Source organism: Flavobacterium sp. Root420 (genome assembly GCF_001427905.1).
Classification (GTDB): domain Bacteria; phylum Bacteroidota; class Bacteroidia; order Flavobacteriales; family Flavobacteriaceae; genus Flavobacterium.
In genome coordinates this window covers 88808-114229 of sequence record NZ_LMEF01000002.1, presented here as the reverse complement: position 1 = coordinate 114229, position 25422 = coordinate 88808, and the positions used below count along the sequence as shown (strand labels likewise).

23 protein-coding genes are annotated in these 25422 nt (G+C 34.2%); 14 read left to right on the top strand and 9 right to left on the bottom strand.

Annotated elements, in window-relative coordinates:
- The first annotated feature begins 9 nt into the window (after window positions 1-9).
- Window positions 10-2505 (top strand): DUF5686 family protein, encoded by a 2496-nt coding sequence (locus ASC72_RS04035; protein ID WP_056187187.1) that lies wholly within the window; start codon window positions 10-12, stop codon window positions 2503-2505.
- 159 nt (window positions 2506-2664) lie between these two features.
- Here the strand turns inward: ASC72_RS04035 and ASC72_RS04030 are convergent, their stop codons facing one another.
- From ASC72_RS04030 to ASC72_RS04015, 4 genes are all read right to left on the bottom strand, one after another.
- On the bottom strand, window positions 2665-4935 hold the full coding sequence (locus ASC72_RS04030; RefSeq protein ID WP_056187184.1) for a cation:proton antiporter: 2271 nt from the start codon (window positions 4933-4935) through the stop codon (window positions 2665-2667).
- Between the two features lie 113 nt (window positions 4936-5048).
- Window positions 5049-5768 (bottom strand): LytTR family DNA-binding domain-containing protein, encoded by a 720-nt coding sequence (locus tag ASC72_RS04025; RefSeq protein ID WP_056187182.1) that lies wholly within the window; start codon window positions 5766-5768, stop codon window positions 5049-5051.
- Complete coding sequence (locus ASC72_RS04020) at window positions 5731-6492, bottom strand: sensor histidine kinase (RefSeq protein WP_056187178.1); 762 nt, start codon at window positions 6490-6492, stop codon at window positions 5731-5733. Before ASC72_RS04020 ends, ASC72_RS04025 begins: the two co-directional genes overlap by 38 nt.
- A 147-nt stretch (window positions 6493-6639) precedes the next feature.
- On the bottom strand, window positions 6640-6969 hold the full coding sequence (locus tag ASC72_RS04015; RefSeq protein WP_056187174.1) for a multidrug efflux SMR transporter: 330 nt from the start codon (window positions 6967-6969) through the stop codon (window positions 6640-6642).
- A 180-nt stretch (window positions 6970-7149) separates the two neighbouring features.
- On the opposite strand from ASC72_RS04015, the gene ASC72_RS04010 reads away from it, so the two are divergent.
- The 3 genes from ASC72_RS04010 (at window position 7150) to rpoN (ending at window position 12948) form a co-directional block, all read left to right on the top strand.
- Window positions 7150-9516, top strand: a complete 2367-nt coding sequence (locus ASC72_RS04010; RefSeq protein ID WP_056187171.1) for an RND family transporter — start codon at window positions 7150-7152, stop codon at window positions 9514-9516.
- A 385-nt stretch (window positions 9517-9901) separates the two neighbouring features.
- The gene (asnS, locus tag ASC72_RS04005; protein ID WP_056187167.1) at window positions 9902-11347 is read left to right on the top strand and encodes an asparagine--tRNA ligase; all 1446 of its coding nucleotides are present in this window, start codon (window positions 9902-9904) and stop codon (window positions 11345-11347) included.
- 140 nt (window positions 11348-11487) lie between these two features.
- Window positions 11488-12948: an RNA polymerase factor sigma-54 gene (gene rpoN / locus ASC72_RS04000; protein ID WP_056187163.1), complete on the top strand. Its 1461-nt coding sequence runs from the start codon at window positions 11488-11490 to the stop codon at window positions 12946-12948.
- Window positions 12949-13007: 59 nt separating this feature from the next.
- Here the strand turns inward: rpoN and ASC72_RS03995 are convergent, their stop codons facing one another.
- From ASC72_RS03995 to ASC72_RS03980, 4 genes are all read right to left on the bottom strand, one after another.
- Entirely contained in the window at window positions 13008-13415 is a 408-nt protein-coding gene (locus ASC72_RS03995) for a PIN domain-containing protein (RefSeq protein ID WP_056187160.1), read from the bottom strand.
- Window position 13416: 1 nt separating this feature from the next.
- The gene (locus ASC72_RS03990; protein WP_056187157.1) at window positions 13417-13671 is read right to left on the bottom strand and encodes a DUF6364 family protein; all 255 of its coding nucleotides are present in this window, start codon (window positions 13669-13671) and stop codon (window positions 13417-13419) included.
- Window positions 13672-13777: 106 nt separating this feature from the next.
- Window positions 13778-14224: a hypothetical protein gene (locus tag ASC72_RS03985; protein ID WP_056187155.1), complete on the bottom strand. Its 447-nt coding sequence runs from the start codon at window positions 14222-14224 to the stop codon at window positions 13778-13780.
- 28 nt (window positions 14225-14252) lie between these two features.
- Complete coding sequence (locus ASC72_RS03980) at window positions 14253-14843, bottom strand: thymidine kinase (RefSeq protein WP_056187153.1); 591 nt, start codon at window positions 14841-14843, stop codon at window positions 14253-14255.
- Between the two features lie 237 nt (window positions 14844-15080).
- On the opposite strand from ASC72_RS03980, the gene ASC72_RS03975 reads away from it, so the two are divergent.
- The 10 genes from ASC72_RS03975 to ASC72_RS03930 all read left to right on the top strand — a co-directional run bounded on the left by ASC72_RS03975 (window position 15081) and on the right by ASC72_RS03930 (window position 24662).
- Window positions 15081-16088, top strand: coding sequence for a hypothetical protein (locus ASC72_RS03975; protein WP_056187150.1), 1008 nt, complete (start codon window positions 15081-15083; stop codon window positions 16086-16088).
- Between the two features lie 129 nt (window positions 16089-16217).
- A complete protein-coding gene (gene rsmI, locus ASC72_RS03970; RefSeq protein ID WP_056187147.1) occupies window positions 16218-16940 on the top strand; it encodes a 16S rRNA (cytidine(1402)-2'-O)-methyltransferase in 723 nt (240 codons plus the stop codon).
- A 116-nt stretch (window positions 16941-17056) separates the two neighbouring features.
- Window positions 17057-17401, top strand: coding sequence for a HopJ type III effector protein (locus ASC72_RS03965; protein WP_056187143.1), 345 nt, complete (start codon window positions 17057-17059; stop codon window positions 17399-17401).
- A 28-nt stretch (window positions 17402-17429) separates the two neighbouring features.
- A complete protein-coding gene (locus ASC72_RS03960) occupies window positions 17430-17924 on the top strand; it encodes a hypothetical protein (protein ID WP_056187141.1) in 495 nt (164 codons plus the stop codon).
- 15 nt (window positions 17925-17939) lie between these two features.
- The gene (recJ, locus tag ASC72_RS03955; protein ID WP_056187139.1) at window positions 17940-19640 is read left to right on the top strand and encodes a single-stranded-DNA-specific exonuclease RecJ; all 1701 of its coding nucleotides are present in this window, start codon (window positions 17940-17942) and stop codon (window positions 19638-19640) included.
- Complete coding sequence (locus tag ASC72_RS03950) at window positions 19630-20910, top strand: MFS transporter (RefSeq protein WP_056187134.1); 1281 nt, start codon at window positions 19630-19632, stop codon at window positions 20908-20910. The genes recJ and ASC72_RS03950 overlap by 11 nt, the downstream gene beginning before the upstream one ends.
- Window positions 20910-21830, top strand: coding sequence for an alpha/beta fold hydrolase (locus ASC72_RS03945; protein WP_056187465.1), 921 nt, complete (start codon window positions 20910-20912; stop codon window positions 21828-21830). The genes ASC72_RS03950 and ASC72_RS03945 overlap by 1 nt, the downstream gene beginning before the upstream one ends.
- A gap of 164 nt (window positions 21831-21994) precedes the next feature.
- Window positions 21995-22858, top strand: coding sequence for a carboxypeptidase-like regulatory domain-containing protein (locus ASC72_RS03940; protein WP_056187130.1), 864 nt, complete (start codon window positions 21995-21997; stop codon window positions 22856-22858).
- A 155-nt stretch (window positions 22859-23013) separates the two neighbouring features.
- Complete coding sequence (locus ASC72_RS03935; RefSeq protein WP_056187127.1) at window positions 23014-23370, top strand: hypothetical protein; 357 nt, start codon at window positions 23014-23016, stop codon at window positions 23368-23370.
- Window positions 23371-23453: 83 nt separating this feature from the next.
- On the top strand, window positions 23454-24662 hold the full coding sequence (locus tag ASC72_RS03930) for a cytochrome c3 family protein (protein WP_056187124.1): 1209 nt from the start codon (window positions 23454-23456) through the stop codon (window positions 24660-24662).
- 4 nt (window positions 24663-24666) lie between these two features.
- Here ASC72_RS03930 and ASC72_RS03925 read toward each other — a convergent pair whose 3' ends face one another.
- A complete protein-coding gene (locus ASC72_RS03925; RefSeq protein WP_056187123.1) occupies window positions 24667-25410 on the bottom strand; it encodes a UDP-2,3-diacylglucosamine diphosphatase in 744 nt (247 codons plus the stop codon).
- Between the last annotated feature and the right edge of the window lie 12 nt (window positions 25411-25422).

Genomic DNA, 25422 nt, shown 5'->3' with positions numbered 1-25422 from the left:
ACACTCTGTATGAAGCTATTTTGTTTTTTGACTTTGTTTTTTACGCTTACTATTCAGGCGCAATTTCAAATAAACGGAATTGTAACCGATTCAAACAGAAAACCCCTTCCGTTTGCCACAATAACGACTTCAGACAACAACAATACTATTACTGATGTTGATGGGAAATTTGATCTTAAAATTAGTTCAAAAATCAACAATATTACAGTTTCTTATATTGGGTTTCAAACTAAAATTATTGCTTTAGCAGACAATAAAAAGTTTTATTTGATTTCACTTTCTCAAAAAACAGATGATTTAAAAGAAGTTGTCGTTTCTAATGAAAATCCGGCTTTAACCATTATAAAGAAAGTTATTGCGAATAAAAACCTGAACAATCCACAGAAGAAGCTTAGTAGTTTTGAATACAAAACCTACAACAAACTTATTGTAACTGCCAATCCTGATTCTATCGACGGAAGAATTGATTCTTCTGCAGCTTATAAAGATTTCAATAAAAAACAAATCAATATTGATTCATCGGATTATAAATTCAAAGAAATCATCAGCAAACAGCATTTATTTCAGACTGAAAAAGTTTCACAATATCAGTTTGGCAATAATAAGCTCAAAGAAACTATTCTCGGAACTAAAATGGCAGGTTTCAAACAGCCCGTTTACGAAATCATTGCATTTAACTTACAATCTATTTCGATTTACGATTCGAAATACGAATTGTTCGAAACCAAACACCAGAGTCCGATTGCCGATAATGCATTTTCTGATTACAACTATAAATTATTGGACACAGTTCCGATAAAAGGACGAAACACCTATATGATTTACTTTAAAAACAAGAAAAAAAGAAAATCAAATGGTCTCGAAGGAGTTTTGTACATCGATCAGGAAAACTTCGCTGTTGCAAAAGCGGTAATGCGTATAAAAGGTGTTTTGGATATCAGCGGAATTCACGAATTTGAATATGTCCCGAGTCAAAAAATCTGGTTTCAAAGCAATACCACTTTCAAAATTGTAAAAGGGAAAAATGACGATGCTATCAAAATTTTAGGCGGAACAATTCAGTTTGACGGAGATGTAGAAGACAACTTCGAACAAAGGAAAAAATCAGCTTCAGATTTCACCTATTTACTTTCAGAAAGTAATAATTTCGATATTCACTACAACACAAATCCAATAATAAAGAATTCATCACTTTACATTGAAATTAAAGACGATGCCAGCAAAAAAACAGAAGAATTCTGGGACACGTACAGAAAAGAAAGTTTAGACTTAAAAAGCCAGAAAACCTATCAATTATTAGACAGTATCTCGATAAGCAAAAGAATCGAAAAACGTTTAGGTTTAGGACGAAAAATCATAAACGGTTATTTACCACTTGGCCCGATAGATCTTGACTTAAAAAAAATTATCAGTTACAATAATTATGAAGGATTTCGTTTAGGTGTTGGCGGAATTACAAATGATCGTTTTTCTAAAAATTTTAGAATCGAAGGTTACACCGCATATGGAACAAAAGATGGTAATTTTAAGTATAGCTTAGGTTCCGGAGTTTTATTGGATAAATCTACCAACACCTGGTTAAATGGTTCTTATACTGATGATGTTCGAGAAATCGCAAGTACGGTTTTCGCCGTTGACAAACGCGTTTTTAAAATTTACGATCCACGTCCCATCAATATTAGTACTTTTTACAAATACATTAGCTGGAAAGCCAATGTACAAACGAAAATTATCCCAAAAACAGAAGCTGTTTTTGAATTATCACGAACGGACGTTGAACCAAAATTTGATTATCTTTTTAATTTAAACGGGCAATTATATTCGAGTTATATCATGACTACGGCAATGGCCTCAATAGTTTGGGCGCCCTTTAGCGATTTCATGCAAACACCAACCGGAAGAACAGAATCAGACAAAAGATTTCCGAGATTTACTTTTCAGTATACACAATCGCTTCCAAATGTTTTAGAAAACGATTTTACTTTCAGCAAAATAGATTTCAAAACAGAGTATGAAAAAAAGTACTTAAACGGGCAAAAAACAAGTTTGCTTTTACAAGGAGGTGTTGCAATGGGAGATGTTCCTATTACACATTTGTATAACACAATGCCTAATAACCTGACTAAAGAAACCGTAATCCAGCGTATTACTTTTGCCGGAAGAAACAGTTTTGAAACCATGTATTTTAATGAGTTTTTCTCTAGTCAATATGTATTTTTTCAAGTTAAACATGGTTTTGACCGAATTAAAATCATGAAAAAAGTTCGCCCATCACTGGTATTAGTTACAAGAATGGCCTGGGGAAATATGGAAAAACCGGAACAGCATGTTGGACCTGCTTACAAAACTTTAGACAAAGGTTTTTTTGAGTCAGGAATAGAATTAAACCGCATCTTCAAAGGTTTCGGCTTAGGCGGATTTTATCGCTATGGTCCAAATCAATTGCCGAAATTTGATGATAATATTGCGGTTAAGATTTCTTATGTACTTGATTTGGGATTGTAAATCAAATTCCAATTTTTAAATCCCAAATCTCAAGGCTTTTCATTTCGACCTAGGAATGACAAACAATACGTAATCATATAAAAGAGAGAAAAACAAAATCCCAAATTCCAATCGATAAAATTGGAATTTGGGATTTTTTATATTGGATTTTTAAAACCCTTATGGTTTAAGAATCAAAACCGAAGGCGTATTATTCAACCAGGTGCTTTGAGATTCAATCAGTTTTTTCCAGCTGTCTAAACTTATAATCATTAAGTTCTGGCTTTCTAAAAACTCTTTTTTGATCGTTCTGTCATGCATAATCATAATATGATTTGGCGCAATTTGTTCGATAGAACGAATACTTTCCTGAATATCGCGAGTGTTTTTTACTTCACCGCTGGCGTCCAGAACTGTTATTTGCGATCCGTTATTATTGATTAATTTCTTGGCGTATTCAATTAAAAAAGCATCTTCTTTACTAAAAATCGGCATAAAAATCTGATTGACTTCTTCTAAATCTTTATCAATAAAAATTCCCACCGGCATTTTACTTTTTGCAATAATATGACGTGTTCTTTCATCAAAAGGAGAATTTTCAAACAAACCTTCTTTTCCTGTAAACTTATCAATCAAACGATCCGGATTTACGATTCGCGTTGTGAAACCAAGAATCTTTCCAAGTAAAGTTCCATCAAAAATAGATTGTCCTAAACCAACTAATAATAAATCGTACTCGCCTTGATTTGCTGTATCAATAATATCGGTATCGATATCATTTGTCACCTTAAAAACACTTATCATATTTTGATTCAGTCGCTGTGATTCTTCAATCACCGGAACTAACATTTTACGTTCATGATCTTTAACATCAAACGAATGTATCTCAGTACTTAAAGACAAATGCATCGCCGTTACAATCGAATTGTCACCTTGTTTTTTAACTAAGCTGTTCGCAATTTGCAATAGTTTTTTTCCTTTTTCCGGAGTTGCAAACGAAAGTAAAATCTTGTATTTGCTTTTATTTCCAATTTCCTGAGGAATAGCTGTAATTTTATCTTTAAAAATAAAACCGATAAAATCTAAAGCCGGACCGGTCATAAATGTCGTTACCAAAGCCATAATTACCATCATTGTAAAGATTTCAGTTGAAAGAACTCCTAAATCGTAACCGATATTTAAAACTACCAATTCCATTAAACCACGTGTATTCATCAAGGCTCCAATGGCTAAACTGTCTTTCCAGTTTTGTCCCACAAATTTTGCTGCCAACGCACTTCCAAAGAATTTTCCGGTTACGGCAACTGCAATAATTACAGCTGTCACTTTCCATAAATAAGGATCATTCAGCAATCCAATTTGTGTACGCAAACCTGTAAACACAAAGAATAATGGCAATAAAACGATAATGGAAACATCTTCTACTTTTTCAATAAAAATATTTCTGAATTTGTTGTTTTCCGGCATAATAGCTCCAGCTAAAAAAGCACCAAACAAAGCATGAATTCCGATTAATTCCGAAGCATAAGCAGAAAACAAAAGAGTCAAAAAGAAAATGGCAACAACTGGTTTATTCAAACTTTCGCGGGTTGAATTTAAATCACCAACACGTTTTAAGAATGGGCGAACTATCTTCAGCATCACAATTACATACAAAATAGCCAAACCAATAACATATAAAGCGCTCGTAAACGAACCTGCTTTTACGATCGCAATTACAACGGCTAAAATACACCAAGCCGTAATATCATCTGCCGCCGCGCATGTTATAGCAATAGTTCCGAGTTTAGTTTTTTGCATTCCGCGTTCCTGAACAATTCTGGCCAAAACCGGAAAAGCAGTAATACTCATGGCGATTCCCATAAATAATCCGAAAGAAGAAAAAGCTACTCCAACCGGTGCAAAAGTTGCGTATATAAAATAAGCAAGAGTCAAACCTAATGCGAATGGAATTACAATACTGGCGTGGCTGATTACCACTGATTCGTGCGCTTTATTTTTAAGGACTTTTAAATCCAATTCCATTCCGATAACGAACATGAAAAGTATCAAACCAATCTGACTCAAAAATTGCAAGTTTCCTAAAGATTCTTTTGGAAATAAAGCTGCTGAGAATTCCGGAAAATACATTCCGACCAAAGAGGGCCCAAGAACAATTCCTGCAATCATTTCACCAATTACAGATGGCTGTCCAATTTTCCTAAAAACCCATCCAAACAAACGGGCTACTAAAATAATTGTCACAATCTGAGCTAGTAAAATAGCTAATGGATGCTGTAAATTTTCGACCATAGAATGCAGAAAATCATTCCAGTGATTACTTTCTATTTTTTTCTGAACAATTCCGCGACCCACTTCAAGCGAAGCTCCTTTTGAGATTACCCAATATATTAATGCAGTGAAACCACCAATTACAGTAACATAAAATAAAGAGTTTTTAATATTATTCATAACTCGTTTTTTTGATTTATTGCCGCAAATATCAGCACTGAAAACGTAGTGAAAAAGTAAATTTACACCTAATTTTCAATCTATGTAACAAGTCCGAAAAACTTTGTAATAAGTTAGATTTTGACCTTTTTCAAAAAGTCAGAACGATAGGTTTCGCTCAAAATTAAGGTGGTGTTTTTATGATTTTCCTCTAAATGATGCAATACAATTTCGTTGTGATTGAAGAATTTTATTGCCTTTACTGCCACTATCTCTTTTTTATTGATTCGGCAGAAATCGGCTTCAGGCAATTCTTGTAAAAGTGTATCAAATTTGACGTTTTTTAAATTCAGAAAACTGCCGTCAGAAAGCAACACGGTTTTGTCACGACTATCGCTCACTGCTGTTTTGATGTATTGAATTTCATTGAAGTACAACAAGGTTTTTCCTTTATCAGTATTCAATTGAATGAATTTCTTGGCTGTTTCGGGTTTATTAAAACGCTCATAAGCTTTTAAGATTGCTTTTTGTAAACGCTCCAGTTTTACCGGTTTTGTAATATAATCAACGGCATCAATATTAAAAGCCTCCGCAGCGTATTCTTTATAAGCCGTGCAGAAAATCACTAATTTATTGTCTAACATTTCAGCTAGATGCAAGCCGTCAATTCCTGGCATTTCGATATCTGAGATTAATAAATCAAAATCGAGATTCGGAATTTCGGCCAAAAGTTTTTCCGGATTATTAAACGTTTTTACAATTTCTACCTCGGGAATTTGTTCACAAAGCATTTTCAGGTAAGTTAATCCAGGCAACTCATCGTCCAGAAGCAAGCATTTCAGTTTTGTATTCAAGTAAGTCTATTTTAAGATGCGCTATATAAATGTCGTTTTCAACGAATCGGTCAAGTTTGAAATTATTCTTGTAAATAATACGCAAGCGATGTTCTAAAGTCGCGTGGCCAAAACCGCTTCGCTCTTTTTTCAATACTTTTTTATCGGATATTTTATTCGAAACCGTCATAAAAAAAGCATTGTCTTTGAACTCAAAAACAACCGAAATAAAGGCATCTGCACTTTGCAAATCGGCATGTTTAAAAGCATTTTCAATTAAATCTATCGAAATCAGCGGTGCCAATAAAGGCTGTTCATATAATTTGTCTTCTTTATTGATATTGGTTTTTATCTTCAATTCAAAAAGCGGACTGATTTTGATTTTATTGATTTCAATTAAATTCAGTGCAAAATCAATTTCTTCTTTGGCAGTGACGAATTTCTTTTTGCTTTCATATAAAATATAATCCAGAACATTGGCCAGTTTATCTAAAGCAAAATAAGTTTGATAAGCATGCGACTGAATCGAATTTAAAATATTCTTAAACAAATGCGGATTCAGTTTTGATTCTAAAGTCTCTAATTGCAAGTCGTTTACTTTTCTTTCCAGTGCATAAAAACTCTTTTCGGCATCTTCTTTTGATTTTTTTACCTGCATTAATTGATACACCATAAAACAAATGATGATTACCAATAATAAAATTATGGCTAAAAAAATAAACGTGATGGTGTTGTTTTCTTGCATTGATAATTATTTATATGAATAGCTATTTTTTTTTGCCCACGGATTACACGGATGAAACGGGTTCACACAGATTTTTTCATTGAGAATTCATACTTAATAATAAACAGCGGACATCCGTTTAATCCGCGTTATCAGCGTGCCATCACTTTAATGACTAGAAACAAACTTCAACCCAATAATGGAAGCAATTAATGTTGAAAGAAAAAATATTCTCCAAAAAGTTGCCGGTTCTTTAAAAATGAATATTCCAACCAAAACGGTTCCAACAGCTCCAATTCCAGTCCAAACGGCGTATGCGGTTCCGATTGGTAATTCTTGTGTGGCTTTATATAATAAAATCATACTGATCGAAAGACAGACAAAAAAACCTGCCATCCAATATGTTGAAATAATTCCTGTTGTTTCTTTGGCTTTGCCTAAACATGACGCAAACCCTACTTCAAAAAGGCCCGCGATGATTAATAAAATCCAATTCATTTCCGTTTCATTTTTAAATTAAGTACAAATATGGGAAAAAGCTACTGACTAAACAGCAAAAAGCAGGAATTTATCACAAATCCAGCACTTTCAAATTTGTGTTAACATTAAGTAAAATACAATCGATTGTTTATGATTTCGAGCACTTTTCATTACATTTGCATCCATTTTAAAGATTTTATGAAAAACGCTATTTACGTTGGTTTTTGGGAAAAAGTAGCCCGAATTATTCTTAAAAACAGAATAACAATTTTGGTTTTGGTTGCTGCCCTGACAATTTTCCTTGGTTTTCAATGGAAAAACCTTGCTATGACTTATACTGAAGCCAATTTACTTCCTAAAAATCATATCGCAAATAAAGAGTATCAAAAATTCCTGAACAAATTTGGCGAAGAAGGAAATCTGATTGTAATTGGTTTTCAGGATAAAAACTTCTTCACTCCCAAAAATTATGCGGCCTGGAATGAGCTGATGACTGGTTTAAAAAAATCGAAAGAAGTTGATTTAGTCGTTTCTCTAAATGATTTAAAAAAATTAGAAAAAGATACTGTAAACGAAAAATTCGTTCTTAGTCCATTCATTGATCAGAGCAAAACGGTTGATCCGGCTTATTTGAAAACGGTTCAGCACGATTTATTTAACAACTTGCCTTTTTACGAAGGATTGCTTTTTAATAAAGAAAGCGGAAGTGTGCGTTCAGCTATTTACATGAACAAAGCAATTGTAAATACAGCAGAAAGAAAGACTTTTATTTTGGAAAATTTAGTTCCGAAGATCGATAAATTCGAAAAAACAACCGGAATCGATTTGAAAGTTTCGGGAATGCCATACATCAGAACGATCAACGCTGCGGATATGAAAGGCGAAATCGGATTGTTTATCGGCGCGGCTTTATTTACCGTTTCCCTGATTTTCTTTTTCTTTTTCCGTTCGTTCAGAGCAACATTTATTTCAATCTGTATTTTAATTGTCGGTGTAATCTGGTCGTTTGGAACGCTTGGGTTATTTCATTATAAAATCACGATTTTAACAGCTATTATTCCGCCATTGATTATTGTAATCGGAATTACGAATTGTATTTTCCTGATCAATAAATACCAGCAGGAAATTAAACTACATAATAATCAGGCAAAGGCTTTACAGCGTATTATTTCTAAAATTGGGGTTTCGACTTTAATGACGAATTTAACGACGGCGATTGGTTTTGCCACGTTTATGATTACCGGAAATGATTTGCTTTTTGAATTTGGATTGGTGACTTCTATCAATGTGATTTCTGTGTATTTATTGACACTTTTAATTGTACCAATTGTCTACAGTTTCATGCCTGTTCCGGGAGAAAAACACTTATACCATTTAACGAAAACCTATATCTCGACTTTATTGGATTTTGTTGAAAATGTGGTAAGAAATAAACGAAAAGTAATTTATACGATTTACGGATTACTTTTGGTTTTCAGCGTTATTGGAGTGTCGCAAATGAAAGTTTCAGGAAGTTTGATTGGCGAAATGCCAAAAAGTGCTTCTTTCTTTAAAGATATTTTGTTCTACGAAAAAGAATTCAACGGGGTAATGCCGCTTGAAATCATGATTGACACCAAACACAAAAAAGGTGTTATGAAGGCGTCGACTATTCGTAAAATGGATGAGTTGCAGAATACAATTGCCGAAATGCCTGAATTGGCAAAACCAGTTTCTATTGTGAATTTGGTTAAATATTCAAAACAGGCTTTCTATAACGGAAACCCGGAATATTACCAATTGCCGACTTCGCAAGAGCAGACCTTTATTTTGGGTTATGCTAAAAATGCGACAAAAAACAGCAAAGAAAATTTAATGAAAGCTTACGTAGATTCAACCGGACAATATGCCCGAATCACGACTTTCATGAAAGATATTGGTACCCACGAAATGGCAAAAGTCGAGAAAAAATTACATTCAAAAATTGATGAAATTTTTCCGAAAGATCGTTACGAAGTTACCGTTACCGGAAAAGCACTGGTTTTTCAGAAAGGAACATCATACCTGGTTGACAATTTAATTGAATCGTTGATTTTCGCGATTTTGGTAATAGCGATTTTGATGCTTTATTTATTCAGATCATTCAAAATGGTTTTTGCGTCGGTGATTACGAATATTTTGCCACTTTGTATTACATCTGGATTGATGGGTTATTTCGGAATTCCGCTTAAGCCTTCAACGATTTTAGTATTCAGTATTGCGTTTGGAATCTCGGTCGATAATGCGATTCAGTTCATGGCGAAGTACAAACACGATTTAATACAAAGCAACGGAAAAGTAAAAAAATCTGTTTTCAGTGCTTTGAGAGAAACCGGAATCAGTACTTTTTATACATCAGTAGTTTTAATTTTAGGATTTGCTACTTTCACACTTTCCAGCTTTAGCGGAACAATCGCGCTTGGTGGATTAATATCCTGTACATTGGCGTTTGCGATGTTTGCGAATTTATTGGTTTTACCGGCTTTGGTTTTGACTTTTGAAAAGAAAAAAGCTAAGAAAGAGGATTTGGAAGGATTGGAGAATTAGATTTTTTTTCGTCACGAATTCACGAATTAAGCATATCATCTTTGTCAAAGTTTAAAACTTTGACAAAGATAGAAACACAAGCATAGTCTTTGCGAGGAACGAAGCAATCTCATTTGCTAAATCTACACTAATAGTGCGGTTGCTTCGTTCCTCGCAATGACAAAAGAGGACTTTTGAAAACGAGTCCCTAGCCCTGATAGCAGCGGTATCCTTTTTAGGCAATCGGAACTATCTTGTTTACCGTAAATGATCTGCCTAAAAAGATATAGCGGATAGCAGGAAACAGCTTCAAAAATTAATTATTATCGTTTATATTTGCAATTCGATATAAAAACACTGATTTTTATTTTAATCTAAAATCAGAAATCTAAAATCTAAAATTAAAATGAAACACACAAAAGTTAAAGACTTATTAAACAGTACGACGACGCTACAGGAAGTAAATGCAAAAGGATGGGTGAGAACTTTTAGAAATAATCAGTTCATCGCTCTTAATGACGGTTCTACCATTAATAATATACAATGTGTTGTTGATTTTGAAAATACACCGGAAGAAACTTTAAAAAGAATCACGACCGGAGCTGCGGTTTCTGTAACGGGAACTTTGGTAGAAAGTAAAGGTGCTGGTCAGAAATATGAAATTCAGGTGAAACAACTTGAAATTCTTGGAGATTCTGATGCAGAGAAATTCCCAATGCAGCCTAAAAAACACTCTTTAGAATTTTTAAGAGAAAATGCACATTTACGTGTTCGTACTAATGCTTTTGGAGCAATTATGCGTGTGCGTTCGGTATTGTCGTTTGCGGTTCACAACTATTTTCAGCAAAAAGGATTTGTGTATGTAAATACACCAATCATTACGGGTTCTGATGCTGAAGGTGCAGGAGAAATGTTTAAAGTTACCGCTTTGTCTTTTGACAATACACCAAGAACTGAAGACGGAAAAGTAAATTATAAAGAAGATTTCTTCGGAAAAGAAACAAACTTAACGGTTTCGGGACAATTAGAAGGAGAAACTTTTGCGATGGCTTTGGGTCAGATTTATACTTTTGGACCAACTTTTAGAGCTGAGAATTCAAATACTTCCCGTCACCTGGCAGAATTTTGGATGATCGAACCGGAAGTTGCTTTCAACGACCTTGATGACAATATGGATTTGGCTGAAGATTTTATTCAGTACGTAATTAAATACGCTTTAGATAACTGTAAGGATGATTTGAAATTCCTGGAAGGAAGACTTTTAGAAGAAGAAAAATCAAAACCTCAGGCAGACAGAAGCGAAATGGCTTTGTTAGAGAAATTGAATTTCGTTTTGGAGAACAACTTCAAACGTGTTTCTTATACAGAAGCAATTGACATTTTAAGAGATTCAACTCCAAATAAAAAGAAAAAATTCAGCTACATCATTGAAGAATGGGGAGCTGACTTACAATCTGAACATGAGCGTTATTTAGTAGAGAAACACTTTAAATGTCCGGTAATTTTATACGATTACCCGGCAAACATCAAAGCGTTTTACATGCGTTTGAACGATAACACAGAACCAGGAAGAGAAACAGTTCGTGCCATGGATATCCTTTTCCCTGGAATTGGAGAAATCGTTGGAGGTTCTGAAAGAGAAGAGCGTTACGATGTTTTGGTAGAGAAAATGAAAGCCTTAGATATCGATGAAGAAGAATTATACTGGTATTTAGACACCAGAAGATTTGGTTCTGCAACGCACGCAGGTTTCGGTTTAGGATTTGAGCGCTTGGTATTGTTTGTAACCGGAATGACAAACATCAGAGACGTAATTCCTTTCCCGAGAACTCCAGGAAATGCAGAGTTCTAAGAAAAGATTCTAAGGTTCTGAGATACTGAGGTTCTAAGTTTTTTAGAATAGAAATAAAAAAATAATTTTAATCCGAATTTAATTCGTCAATAAAAAGATACTTAGGCTCTTAGTGCCTTAGTATCTTAGCAACTTTTTTTATGCTAAAGCAATTTTTAAATTTAAAATTATCACAAAAATTATCTCCACAGCAAATTCAGCTGATGAAGTTAATTCAATTGCCTACGCAAGCTTTTGAGCAACGTTTATTGGAAGAAATGAACGAAAATCCGGCTTTGGAAGCTGGTAAAGAAGATGAATACGAAGCTGATGAATTCGCTAATGAAGAATACGACGATTATGATGATGCTGAATCTGACAGAATCGAAGCAGACGACATTAATATCGACGAATATCTAAGCGACGACGATACTCCGGATTACAAGACTCAGGTTAATAATTACAGTGAAGACGAAGAACGCGAAACGCCTTTTGCTTCGCCGATTAGTTTTCATCAGGATTTGATCAATCAGTTGAATACTTTTATTCTGAATGATGAAGAGCGTGAAATCGCTGAATTCCTTGTTGGAAGTATTGATGATATGGGTTATATCCGCAGAAGTGTTGCCGATATGGTTGACGACATGGCCTTTACTCAGGGAATTTATACTGATGAAGCAAAGGTCGAAAGAATGTTGCATGTCATTCACGAACTGGAACCTTCGGGAGTTGGCGCGCGTGACTTACAGGAATGTTTATTATTGCAGCTAAAGCACAAAACACCAACCGAATATGTTGATTTAGCGATTGACATTATTGAAAATCAGTTTGATGCTTTTACCAAAAAACATTACGATAAATTATTGCAGAAATATGCAGTTTCGAACGAACAGCTTAAAAAAGCCATTCACGAAATCGAAAGATTAAATCCAAAACCGGGCGGATCGTACACTGGAAATAATAAAGTAACGGAGAATGTAGTTCCAGATTTCGCGATCAGAATTGTGGATGGTGAATTGGAATTGACTTTAAACGGAAGAAATGCTCCGTCGCTGCACGTTTCTAAAGATTATCAGGAAATGATGCAGACGTACAAAGATTCCCGTGATAAATCATCTGCTCAGAAAGATGCGGTTCAGTTTATCAAACAAAAGCTGGATTCGGCCAAATGGTTTATCGATGCGATAAGACAACGCCAGGAAACACTTTTTGTAACGATGAATGCGATTATGCATTATCAGGAAGAATTCTTTTTAGATGGCGATGAAACCAAACTAAAGCCAATGATCTTAAAAGACATTGCTGATATGGTTGGTTTGGATATTTCGACAATTTCGCGCGTAGCCAACAGCAAATATGTAGAAACACCATACGGAACAAAACTAATCAAGGAATTTTTCTCTGAAGCCATGAAAAATGATCAGGGAGAAGATGTTTCGACTTTAGAAATCAAAAAGATTTTAAAAAATACAATTGAAGAAGAAGACAAAAAGAAACCTTTGCCAGACGATCAATTGGCAGAAATCTTAAAAGAAAAAGGTTATCCGATTGCAAGAAGAACGATTGCAAAATACCGTGAACAACTTGATATTCCGGTTGCGAGAATGAGGAAGAAGATATAATCAGACTTTTATAAAATAATAAAACCCGACAGATTTTGAAATCTATCGGGTTTTATTATTTATAAAGAAGCAAGAAATTCCGAAGGAGTCATTGTTGGAATCTCTGAGTTTTTAAAATCTTTTTTATTCCGGGTTAGGATAATCTCAGCTTTATGATGTAAAGCACTAAAATATTGAACTGCATCTTCAAAATCATTAAAGTTTGAAATTAAACTTTTGTCAATCACAATTTCATCAATATTTGAAACATTACATATAATTCTAAACTTTTTTAAAGCTTCTAAAACCAATTTCTCTTCAACATTTCTGGAAACTACATAAACTGCATTTACAAAAGACAAAGATGAAGCCACTAATTTAAACTCTTTATTTTCAGCCCTTGAAGCAATTACAGCGATATCATTATAAAAAGGTTCTCTCTTATCAATCAAATCGATTAATACATTTGTATCTAAAAATAAATTCATATTACTTATATTTTTGAGACAAATAATCCTGACGATCTTTTTTATAATCGAAATCCACTGGAACTTCCCCCTTACCTATACTCAGGCTTTTTATAAAGGAACTTATTTCTTTTGTATTTTCTTTTTTTTCAGATTCAGTTATTGCTTTCAAATAATTTTCGACCAAAAGTGATAAACTATGCTTGTGTTCTGCTGCATATATTTTGGCTTTTTCAATAACACTTTTATCTAATTTCAATGTTAATTTCGCATCCATAACTTTAATATTTAATACGTACAAATATAACAATTTTGTCCGTACAAATAACAAAACCCGACAAATTCAAAATCTGTCGGGTTATATTTTATATAAGAATCTCAAATTATTTATATTGATCCGGTAATATTTTTACTTCAAACAAAAAAACATTCTTTTTGTCTTTGTAACTATAAATCAAAGTATAATCATTGTCACGAAAAACCTGAAGCCGCGGATTTGCTTTAGCCGTACTTATCAGACTTTTTCCGATTTCGTTTCGTATTACATTAACCTCTGCAGTTTGTTTGTCTACATTCAGTAATGTCAAATTATACTGAACTGCTTTTTCCTCCGGTAAATTAGGTAAGCTTACACTATCTAACTGAATTCCTTCCTGAATTTTAAGCAGGCAATTTTTATTATATTTTGCAACCAATTCTGTTATTTCGGTCTTTACTTCTCCTCTACTTTCAGAAAGAAAAAACTGAAAGTAAACCGCTAAAATCACCGCAATTCCAATTACGAGTAATAATAAGATATTCTGCTTTCTTTTATTTTTCTTGTCTTGCATTATTTATGGCTTAAATGGGAATTTAAATCTATTTCTCCTGATTTTTTTTCATTGCATTATAATACGCAGCACGACTCAGCGGTTCATATTCTTCCGTTTCGCCAAGCATTACCAATTTATCATTATCCGTTTTACGGAAACTGTAATTGGCCAGATTTCCGGTTCTAGTACAAACGGCGTGAACTTTAGTTACATATTCCGCTGTTGCCATAAGTGCCGGCATGGGTCCGAAAGGGTTTCCTTTAAAATCCATATCAAGTCCCGCAACTATCACACGAATTCCCTGATTGGCAAGATCATTACAAACGGTAACGATTTCATCATCAAAAAACTGCGCTTCATCAATTCCGATAACGTCACATCCTTGTGCTAAAATTGCAATATTAGCTGCAGCCGGAACAGGAGTTGAACGAATTTCGTTGGCATCGTGAGATACCACCATTTCGTCATGATAGCGGGTATCAATAGCAGGTTTAAAGATTTCGACTCTTTGTTTGGCAAATTTGGCGCGTTTTAATCTGCGGATTAACTCCTCGGTTTTACCCGAAAACATTGATCCACAAATAACTTCAATCCAACCAAATTGTTCTTTGTGATTTACTGTATTTTCGAGAAACATTTTGTATTTTTCTACCTTTAAAAATGAATAGTTTTTATTACTTTGTACTGGTAATAAATCGACGTGAAAAATTGCTGATTTTACACTTTTTCAAAAGTAGAAAATTTTTATCAAATCAGAGATTCGCAATCGCTTATTAACAGAAATAAAAAAATATCTTGTTGATTTCTTTCCGTAATAAAGACATTCAATTACAAAACATATAAATTACCCCTATTCACTATAATTTCTACAGCTATGAAAAAAAAATTGGAAGCCGATTTAATCAGCATTGCACATCGAATTTTAAAACTTAAAAACAAATCCGATATCAATCAATTGTATCTTGAAACGCAGAAATTATATGAGAAACTAGCGGTTTTAAAATTTATAGACGAAAACTTCGACGGTGCAAAACCAACCATCAGCCACAGCGAAATCACTTCTGAAATTGAAACTATTTTTGATAAAGAAGAAATAACTCCGGCGGAAATTAAAGAAGAAACGCCAATTGTTGCTGAAGAAACTGCAGTTGAAGAAACTCCAGAGCCAGCAATTGCAGAAGAAATAGTGGCTGATATTCCGGAAGAAATAACTCCGGAACCGGTTGAAGAAATTATCGAAAAACCGGTTGTTGAAAAAATTGAAGAACCGGAAGCTGTTACTGAAACCGAAGAAGTGGAACCAATCAAAGAAAAGAAAACTCCTTTTGAAGAGCTTTCTTTTACAACCGTAAACGAAGCAAAACCAATTCCGGATTTTGTTCCTGCTTTTGAATTAGATAAATCAGAAGAAAAAATTGAAGAGAAAGAAGAGCCAAAAGAGGAAACTTCATCAAAATCAAATCCGGTTCATCTTGCGTTTGAAGATTTCGGAATTAATTATGCCGATGCGCAGTTTGTAAAGGTAGACAGTTTTGAATCTGTTCCTTCAACTCCTTTTCCATCACTTAATGAAATTCAAGAGACAAAAATTGAAACAGAGGTTCTGGAAACTCCGGCTGAACCAAAAGCGGTAACATTAAATGAAAAACTGGCAAAAGGTTTTCATATCGATTTGAATGACCGAATTGCCTTCACTAAAAATCTTTTCGGAAACAGTTCTGAAGATTACAGCCGTGTTTTGAATCAATTACTGACTTTTGATACGTATGCCGAAGCTCAGGAATTCATAGAAAATATGGTAAAACCCGATTACAACAATTGGGAAGGAAAAGACGATTATGCTGAACGTTTCCTTGGAATTATAGAGAAAAAATTCTCATAAACACGAATTTACTTCGTCTGTCGCTATTGCTCGAGTCACAGATGTACACTAATTTATATTTGTGAAATTTTAGCACTTTAATTATTCGTGTTAATTCGTACAATATGTGTTTAATATTTAAAATTAATTATGTCAAAATTATATATCGTTCCAACGCCAATTGGCAATCTAGAAGACATGACTTTTCGTGCCATTCGGATTCTTAAAGAAGTCGATTTGATTTTGGCCGAAGACACCAGAACGAGTGGAAAACTGTTGAAGCATTTTGAAATTGGCACGCACATGCACAGCCATCATATGCACAACGAGCACAAAACAACCGAAAATTTAATTGCACGTTTGAAAGCCGGCGAAACCATCGCTTTAATTTCAGATGCAGGAACTCCGGCGATTTCAGATCCCGGTTTTTTATTGACTCGTGCTTGTGTCGAAAATAAAATTGAAGTGGAATGTTTGCCTGGCGCAACGGCTTTTGTTCCGGCCTTGGTCAACAGCGGACTGCCAAATGATAAATTTGTTTTTGAAGGTTTTCTGCCTGACAAAAAAGGACGTCAAACCCGATTTTTGGCTTTAGCCGAAGAAACCAGAACAATGATTTTATACGTTTCTCCGCATAAACTCGTTAAAACTTTAGCCGAATTTATTCAGTATTTTGGAGAAGACAGACAAGTTTGTGTTTCGAGAGAATTATCAAAAATGCACGAAGAAAATGTCCGCGGAACAGCAAGAGAAGTTTTAACTCATTTTGAAAAAACAGCACCGCGCGGTGAAATCGTAGTTGTAGTTGCCGGAAAAACAATAATTAAAGAGCCTAAGAAAAGTAAATTTTCGAAGGATGATGACGAAGAATAATTTTCTTCTCGAACTCACCAATTAGCATAAATTAAAAAAAATGGCCACCACAAATTACACAAATTATCACGAATTTAATCAGTGGAAATTCGTGGCAAAAAAACAATACCAACATCATGAGCATTCAAGTCTTTTTAGAAAAAGTAAAACAAACTCCAAACGAAATAACATTCCCGGAAACTATTGCAGTAATTGAAGAAAATTACAATTTTACACCGACCGTTTTCCAAAACGGAACACAACATAACGCTGCCGGAGAAAATTCAGGTTCTTGTAAATTATTTTCTTTTGCCAAATTACAAAACTTAAGCAAAGAAGAAACTTTAGCTTGTTTTGGTGCTTTTTATTTTGAAGAAGTTTTAAAAGATCCAAACGGAACAAACCACCAAAACATTCGAAATTTCATCAACTTAGGTTGGGACGGAATTCAGTTTGAAGGAAATGCGTTAGAATTGAAATAGAAAATATTCTTAATTTGATTAACGAAAGATGGAGGAAAGATTAAAAGAAATCCCAGTTATAATATTTCTAATTATAGTTGGAATTCCTTTATCTATATTATTTTTTCCTATAATTCTAGTGTTTTCCATATTTGAATTTTTTCAAAAAAAACGATTCAAAAATAGATATCGCAATTATTTAGTATCGATTGAAGGAAAGAAATTCTTCTGTTATAACAATCGAAAAAACAATCATCATTATATCGAAAAGAATATTATTCCAAATCTTAGAGACGATATTGAATCTGTTTTTGTTGAGGGTAAACGCATTATAAATGACGACAATCGGGAATACATTTCTCATATGTTATTAAACGTTTCAGATCGAAAAGGTTTTCCATATCTCATCAAAATTAACAATGGAGAAGCGTTAGATAAATCAATGAATACTGAATTTCACGATTTCAAAAGTCAAAATAAAAACCCTGAAGATTTAGTTATCTTAATAAACAACAGTTTCGATAATCTAAAATCAACAATCTAATATCTAAAATTAAAAATGCGTTGGATATTAAAACCAAAACCTTCTGAAGATAAAGTCAAACATTTGGCGCAGGCCTTAAATGTAGAAGATTTTGTAGCGACGCTTTTAATTCAGCGTGGCATTGAAACTTTTGAAGACGCTAAAAATTTCTTTCGTCCCTCTTTAGAACATCTTCACGATCCTTATCTGATGAAAGATATGGACAAAGCAGTTGCCCGAATCGAATTGGCTATTGAAAATCAGGAAAATATTTTGGTTTTTGGCGATTATGATGTCGATGGAACTACGGCCGTTTCTTTGGTTTCGGCCTATTTGAAATCGCATTATCCTAATATTGCCACATATATTCCCGATCGTTATGATGAAGGTTACGGAATTTCTTTCAAAGGAATTGACTTTGCCGATGATAATGGTTTCTCTTTAATTATTGCACTCGATTGTGGCATAAAATCCATTGATCACATCGCCTACGCGAAAGAAAAAAACATCGACTTCATTATATGCGATCACCACAGACCCGGGAATATGCTACCAGATGCGGTTGCGATTTTAGATCCGAAAAGAGAAGACTGCTCCTATCCTTACGATGAATTGTGCGGTTGTGGTGTCGGCTTTAAATTGATTCAGGCCTTAGGAAAAAATAGAAATGAAACCATTGAAGATCTGGTTCCGTATCTGGATTTGGTTGCTACCGCAATTGCTGCCGATATTGTTCCGATAACAGGAGAAAATCGTGTTTTAGCTTACTTCGGATTGAAGGTAATTAACAGCGATCCAAGACCGGGAATCAAAGCTTTAGTACATCAGGTAAAAAAGAAAGTTTTAGACATTACAGATGTTGTTTTTATTATTTCTCCCCGAATCAATGCGGCGGGAAGAATCAAACACGGCAATCATGCAGTTGAATTATTAACTGAATTTGATTTTGATCAGGCGCAGCAATTTGCCTCAGAAATCGAACAATACAACGCTGACCGAAAAGATTTAGATAAAAAAATAACCAAAGAAGCTTTTCAGCAAATTATAGAAAATCAGGAAGAAGAACGATTTTCAACGGTTGTGTTTCAGGAAGACTGGCACAAAGGCGTTATCGGAATTGTGGCTTCAAGATTAATTGAGACCTATTATCGTCCGACTTTAGTTTTTACTAAAAGTGGAGATAAATATGCTGCTTCAGCAAGATCGGTAAAAGGATTTGATGTTTATAACGCGCTTGACGCCTGCGCCGAACATTTGGAACAATTTGGAGGTCATATGTACGCAGCCGGAATGACTTTGAAAGCTGAAAATTATAAAGTATTTAAAGACGCTTTTGAAAGACAAGTAGAACAAACTATTTTACCCGAAATGCGAACTCCGGAAATCGAAATTGATGCCGAAATTAATTTTTCAGACATTACTCCAAAACTCATCCGGATTTTAAAACAATTCGAGCCTTTTGGTCCGCTGAATATGACGCCGGTTTTTATGACTTCAGATATAAAAGATACGGGTTACGCCAAAACTCTGGGTTCTGAAGACGAACATTTAAGGCTTTTTGCGAAACAGCACAACTCCGAAGGGATTGCGGCCATTGGTTTTGGACTCGGAAAAAAATTAGACATTACAAAAAATCAAAATACTTTTCAGCTGGCCTATACCATCGCTGAAAACGAGTGGAATGGAAATGTGTCTACTCAGCTTATGTTAAAAGATATTAGAACAAATGAAAAATAAAGAAAAGAAAAACGACCCGTATCAGGCACTTCGTTTTAGAGAATTTAATATGTTTTTGTTATTGCGTTTTGCAATGGTTTTCGCCTGGTCGATGCAGTTTATTGTCATCGAATGGGAAGTTTACAGTTTAACCAAGAACCCTCTTTCACTTGGAATAATTGGTTTGATGGAAGTAATTCCAGCCGTTTCGATGGCCTTATTTGCCGGCCATATCGTCGACCAAAGAGAGAAAAAAGGAATGTTGGTATGGTGTATTTTAGGATTTTCAATCATCAGTTTTGGATTGTTTTTATTGACCTGGCCTGCAGTTGTCGGTGATGCATCATCTGATCTAATTTTATACTCGATTTACTTTTTAGTATTTCTGGGCGGATTGGTTCGTGCATTTTTAGGACCAACTATTTTCTCTCTATTATCTTTAATTGTACCTAAAAAAGCCTATCCAAATGCTGCCACCTGGAGTAGTTCTGTTTGGCAAATTGGTGCTGTTTTAGGACCAGCGGTTGCAGGGTTTTCAATCAATTGGATAGGAGTTCACTGGTCAATGTGCCTGGTAGTTGGTTTCTCTGTCTCGGCCTTGATTGCCTTAACTCAAATCGAGAAAAAACCAATTCTGAATCCGAAGATTGGCGAACCTGTTATGGAAAGTTTAAAAGAAGGAATCAAATTTGTTTTCAATAATAAAACTATTTTAGGAGTTCTTTCTCTTGACATGGTGGCTGTTCTTTTTGGAGGAGCCGTGGCTTTATTACCAGTTTTTGCACAGGATATTTTAAAAGTCGGCCCTGAAGGTTTTGGAGTTTTAAGGGCAGCTCCGGCAATTGGCGCTTTTATTACGATGTTAATTTCTGCTTACGTTCCGTTATATAAAAAAGCGGGAATGAAACTTTTGATCGCGATTTTCATTTTCGGACTTTGCATAATTGTTTTTGGAGTTTCGACAATTTTCTGGCTGTCTGTTGTAGCTTTATTTTTAAGCGGAGTTGCTGATGGAATTTCAGTAGTCATTCGTCAAACGATTTTACAGCTTAAAACACCGGATCATATGCGCGGACGTGTTGCTGCAGTAAACTCGATGTTTGTTGGATCTTCGAATGAATTAGGCGCTTTTGAAAGCGGTTTAACGGCTAAATTAATGGGAACTGTAACTTCTGTAGTTTTTGGAGGAAGTATGACCTTATTGACCGTTTTAGGCTTCGGAATACAATCTCCTACTTTTAGAAATTTAGATCTTCGAAAAGATATGGAAGAGCATCAAAATATGGAATGATGAAAAAATTATTATTGGCCTTCCTTTTTACAATTTCCCTTTTTGCAAACGGGCAAAAGCTCTACATCAAAACATACGGAAACAAAAAAGAGAAAGTCCTAATTTTTATTCATGGCGGCCCAAGTGGAAACTCCACTTTATTTGAAAGCACAACGGCTCAAAAATTAGCTGATTTAGGATTTTACGTAATTGTTTATGACCGAAGAGGCGAAGGAAGATCTGCAGATCCTGAAGCCAAATTTACTTATCAAGAAGCTTTTCAGGATTTAAATGCTATTTACAAAAAATACAATCTAAAAAAAGCCACCCTTTTAGCGCACAGTTTTGGTGGTTTGGTTGCCACACTTTATACCGATAAATATCCGCAAAATGTGAGCAATCTCATCCTGGCTGGAGCCTTATTTTCACAACAGGAAACTTACGATCATATTTTAAACTCGGTTTCAAAAATTGCAGCAAGCAAAAAAGATACAACCCAATTAGCAAAAATAAATGCAATTGAAAAGCTAAATAAAAATTCTGCCGAATATCGAAAAGCTTGTTTTGATTTGGCAAGTGAAAATAATTATTTCAAAATGCCAAATTCCACTGAAGCTTCAAAGAAACTATATAGTGCTTATGAAGCGAGTGATTTCTTTAAAACTAATATCAGAAATAAAAATGCGCCTTTGCTTTTCTATAAAAATGAAAAACAAAACAATATTGACAGCAGACCATCTTTAAATAAAATCAAGAAAAATGGAATTCCAATTTATGCGATTTACGGAAAAGAAGATGGTATTTTTTCATCGGCACAAATCAGTTCTATAAAAAAGATAGCTGGAGAAAATCACTTTGCTCTATTGAATAATTGTTCACATTATTTATTTGTCGATCAACAAAATCAATTTCTTCAAAATATTAAAAAATGGCTTAAATAAATTTCCATTAAAGCAATATCTATAATAAAATTTATGGCAAGTTATCAAATGAAATCAATTTATTTATACTGTTTAAATTCAAATCACTGAAAATGTTAAACTTAGGATAAAGTGTTTTTGAACCATTAACTTATTTCATTTCTTTATAAGAAAATTACTTGCAAATGAAATATAAAATTACTCTCGTATCCTTCTTACTTACTTTTGGAATAACTGCTCAGGAAAATTTTATATCCGGCGAAATAAAAGACTCCAAAAACAATTCAAATTTAGATTATGTCAATATCGGTATTTCAAATAAAAATGCCGGAACGATTTCAGACGCAAAAGGAAATTTCAATTTAAAATTAAACGACAAAGTCACACCAAACGATACGATTGTATTTTCGCATATTGGTTTTGAGACTAAAAAAATAGTGGTCAGTCAACTAAAGTCAGACCATAATAAAATAATTCTGAATCCTTCTGAAAACACTTTAAAAGAAGTAGTCGTAAAATTCAAAAAGCCAAAATCAAAGCAATTTGGACGAAGCTCAAAAGGTCTTGCTCTTATGCATTCTAATTTTTTCTATGCTATGGATAAAACGATTGATGATCGATTAAGCAGGGAAAAGGGAATGCAATTCAAAATTAAAAAAGATTGCAAAGTCAATGATTTTAATTTCAACATTACCACAAATGATTTTAAATCGGTCAAATTTAGACTAAACTTTTACAAAGTCGAAAGTGATTTACCATCAAAAATTATTATTGAAAAAGACATTCTTTTTGAAGTAAAAGATGGATTTCGAGGCATGTATACTTTAGATTTGAAACCATACGATATTTATCTTGATAAGGAAATGGGAGAAATTGCCGTAACTGTTCAATGGATAGAGAGTGTAAAAAAAGATGAAAAAAATAAATTCTTCGCTATTTCAACTGCCATGTCTCCAACTGAAACCAGTTTTTACCGAGAAAGAAACATGAGTACCTGGTACAAAAGCGGTCAAAGTCTCACCTTCTACCTCAACACCATGTGCCAGTAAATTCTTTTTCAACCATATAACTAAGTATAAGACGATTTAGAATCAACTGCTAAAACTTATATCATTTATATGGTGAAATATTTTTCTCAATTTTATAAGTTTCTATTTAGAATTAATATAAATAATATTTATATTTGTTGAAATAAAGGATTGCAATGAGAGAAATAGAACAATTATACCACAACAATTTTGGAATTGCCTTTTACTGGAAAAAGGAAAACGAAACCATTACAGACAAAGTACAATTGGTTTTTAAAGAAACTGGTTTTTATTTTACGGTTCAGGAACTCAATTATTTTTGTGATTTGATAGAAGACAGCATGATCGAAAATGCCTGTTGTGAAGCTTGCGAATTGAAAAACTCCTGTCACAAATTTTTACTTAAAACTCCTTGCGCACAAATTGACTTAGCTGTTTCTATTAAAGAATTAAAATCGATCAAAGATTTGGTTGAAGGTTCTTTATTCCGAATTGAACTGGATGAATATGTTTACGGAGTTGGAATGAATTAAGAAGCATTCTAAATATTTTAACAACATTTTTTCATAATTGAAATATATTTTGATTTTCTTCAAAAAAAAGTATATTTACGGTAATGAAAAAATTACGAATTCTTTTTTCCATTGCGGTTTTAGCAGTTTTTTTATCCAACTGCACGAACAAATCTGATGAATATATTGATCCTCGCGGAACCGATTATGCAGGATCCGAAAGCTGCATTCAATGCCATCAGACCCAATATGACATGGCCCTCAAAAGTTCGCATTTCAAAGCAACCGCTCCAGCCTCTTTAGAAAATATTTTAGGTGATTTCGATAAAGGAAATCATACTTTCATTTACGATAAAAACACCAAATTAGCTATAGAAAAACGCAACGACAGTCTGTATCAGGTTTTATACAAAAACGGAAAAGAAGTTGAAGTACATCCTTTTGACATTGTATTTGGAGCCAAACATGCACAAACTTCTGTTTATTGGCGCGACGGCAATACTTACGAATTACCAATTTCTTATTATCACTCCATAAAAAGCTGGGCCACAAGTCCGGGATTTCCTGCTGACAAACCTTACTTTGATCGAATGGTGGTTAAAGATTGTTACTCGTGTCATGCCTCAAATGCCAGCAGTCGCATTGTTCAGCAAAATTCTGCTGAGAAAAATGTAATGTCGATGGATGTTGAAGATATAATTGACCCAAAAACAATTGTTTACGGAATTGACTGTGAGCGTTGTCATGGCCCTGCAAAAAAACATACCGAATTTCACCTGAAAAATCCAAACATAAAAGTTGCCAACAGCATTACCAGTTTTAAAACCTTAAACAGACAACAAAAATTAGATGCCTGCGCCCTTTGTCACGGCGGAAATGATGGAATGAAAATGAAATCGCGTTTTGATTTTAAACCCGGAAATAATCTTTCAGATTTTTACAGAAGCACAAGAAGCGTTACAGACACCGCTACTTTTGACGTTCACGGAAATCAATTTCGTTTGATGGCACAAAGTAAATGTTTTATCAACAGCGAAAAAATGGATTGCATTACCTGTCATAATCCACACGAAAATGCTTCAAAGAATTTGGCTCCTTATTCTAAAATTTGTATGAGTTGTCATCAGGCAGGAATAAAACATTCTGATAAAACACTTAAAACAATGTCGGGAAGTTTATTGACCAATAATTGTGTAGAATGTCATATGCCGAAAAAATCATCCGGTGCAATCAAATTTCAGCTTTCTGATAGCAAACAACTATCAAATTATATTTTGAGAACGCACAAAATCGGAATCTATCCGGCCAAATAAAGGTTTATTTTTCGAATTTTTTCAGTTCGAAAGTTTCGCCATCAAAAACACCGTAAGTAAAGTAACCAATCCAGTCGCCCAGATTCACATATTTAGATTCTTCGCCCACAGGAATAATCATAGGTAAATGACGGTGGCCGAAAATAAAGTAGTTGTAGTGTTTAGTTTCAAGTTTACGTTTGGCGTACAAAACCAGCCATTCGTTTTCTTCCCCTAAAAATTTTACGTCTTCGTCACCCGAAATCAGTTTGTTTTTAACCGATAAATATTGTGCTAAACTCACGCCAACATCGGGATGCAACCAACGAAAAAGCCATTTTGAAAACGGATTCGTAAATACCTTTTTCATCCTTTTATACCCTTTATCACCAGGGCCTTTTCCGTCGCCGTGGCCAATTAAAAAGGTTTGACCGTTAAAAGTAAATTCTTTGTTATCATGATACACCGGAATATTCAATTCGGTTTCAAAATAATCATCCATCCATAAATCATGATTTCCTACGAAGAAATAAATCGGAATTCCGCTGTCTCGAATCTCGGCCAGTTTGCCTAAAATACGCACAAAGCCTTTTGGTACAACGGTTTTGTATTCGAACCAAAAATCAAATAAATCACCCAATAAAAAAATAGCTTCTGCATCTTCCTTTACCTCATCCAGCCAGGCCACAAATTTCTTTTCACGCGGCAGACTCAACTCCGGAGTTGGAGCACCAAAATGCTGATCAGAAGCGAAATATATTTTTTTCATTTAGATTTTTAG

Coding starts and splice junctions, on each gene's coding strand:
- ASC72_RS04035 (WP_056187187.1), top strand. CDS start 10: ATGAAGCTATTTTGTTTTTTGACTTTGTTTTTTACGCTTACTATTCAG.
- ASC72_RS04030 (WP_056187184.1), bottom strand. CDS start 4,935: ATGAATAATATTAAAAACTCTTTATTTTATGTTACTGTAATTGGTGGT.
- ASC72_RS04020 (WP_056187178.1), bottom strand. CDS start 6,492: ATGCAAGAAAACAACACCATCACGTTTATTTTTTTAGCCATAATTTTA.
- ASC72_RS04015 (WP_056187174.1), bottom strand. CDS start 6,969: ATGAATTGGATTTTATTAATCATCGCGGGCCTTTTTGAAGTAGGGTTT.
- ASC72_RS04010 (WP_056187171.1), top strand. CDS start 7,150: ATGAAAAACGCTATTTACGTTGGTTTTTGGGAAAAAGTAGCCCGAATT.
- asnS (WP_056187167.1), top strand. CDS start 9,902: ATGAAACACACAAAAGTTAAAGACTTATTAAACAGTACGACGACGCTA.
- rpoN (WP_056187163.1), top strand. CDS start 11,488: ATGCTAAAGCAATTTTTAAATTTAAAATTATCACAAAAATTATCTCCA.
- ASC72_RS03995 (WP_056187160.1), bottom strand. CDS start 13,415: ATGAATTTATTTTTAGATACAAATGTATTAATCGATTTGATTGATAAG.
- ASC72_RS03990 (WP_056187157.1), bottom strand. CDS start 13,671: ATGGATGCGAAATTAACATTGAAATTAGATAAAAGTGTTATTGAAAAA.
- ASC72_RS03985 (WP_056187155.1), bottom strand. CDS start 14,224: ATGCAAGACAAGAAAAATAAAAGAAAGCAGAATATCTTATTATTACTC.
- ASC72_RS03980 (WP_056187153.1), bottom strand. CDS start 14,843: ATGTTTCTCGAAAATACAGTAAATCACAAAGAACAATTTGGTTGGATT.
- ASC72_RS03975 (WP_056187150.1), top strand. CDS start 15,081: ATGAAAAAAAAATTGGAAGCCGATTTAATCAGCATTGCACATCGAATT.
- rsmI (WP_056187147.1), top strand. CDS start 16,218: ATGTCAAAATTATATATCGTTCCAACGCCAATTGGCAATCTAGAAGAC.
- ASC72_RS03965 (WP_056187143.1), top strand. CDS start 17,057: ATGAGCATTCAAGTCTTTTTAGAAAAAGTAAAACAAACTCCAAACGAA.
- ASC72_RS03960 (WP_056187141.1), top strand. CDS start 17,430: ATGGAGGAAAGATTAAAAGAAATCCCAGTTATAATATTTCTAATTATA.
- recJ (WP_056187139.1), top strand. CDS start 17,940: ATGCGTTGGATATTAAAACCAAAACCTTCTGAAGATAAAGTCAAACAT.
- ASC72_RS03950 (WP_056187134.1), top strand. CDS start 19,630: ATGAAAAATAAAGAAAAGAAAAACGACCCGTATCAGGCACTTCGTTTT.
- ASC72_RS03945 (WP_056187465.1), top strand. CDS start 20,910: ATGAAAAAATTATTATTGGCCTTCCTTTTTACAATTTCCCTTTTTGCA.
- ASC72_RS03940 (WP_056187130.1), top strand. CDS start 21,995: ATGAAATATAAAATTACTCTCGTATCCTTCTTACTTACTTTTGGAATA.
- ASC72_RS03935 (WP_056187127.1), top strand. CDS start 23,014: ATGAGAGAAATAGAACAATTATACCACAACAATTTTGGAATTGCCTTT.
- ASC72_RS03930 (WP_056187124.1), top strand. CDS start 23,454: ATGAAAAAATTACGAATTCTTTTTTCCATTGCGGTTTTAGCAGTTTTT.
- ASC72_RS03925 (WP_056187123.1), bottom strand. CDS start 25,410: ATGAAAAAAATATATTTCGCTTCTGATCAGCATTTTGGTGCTCCAACT.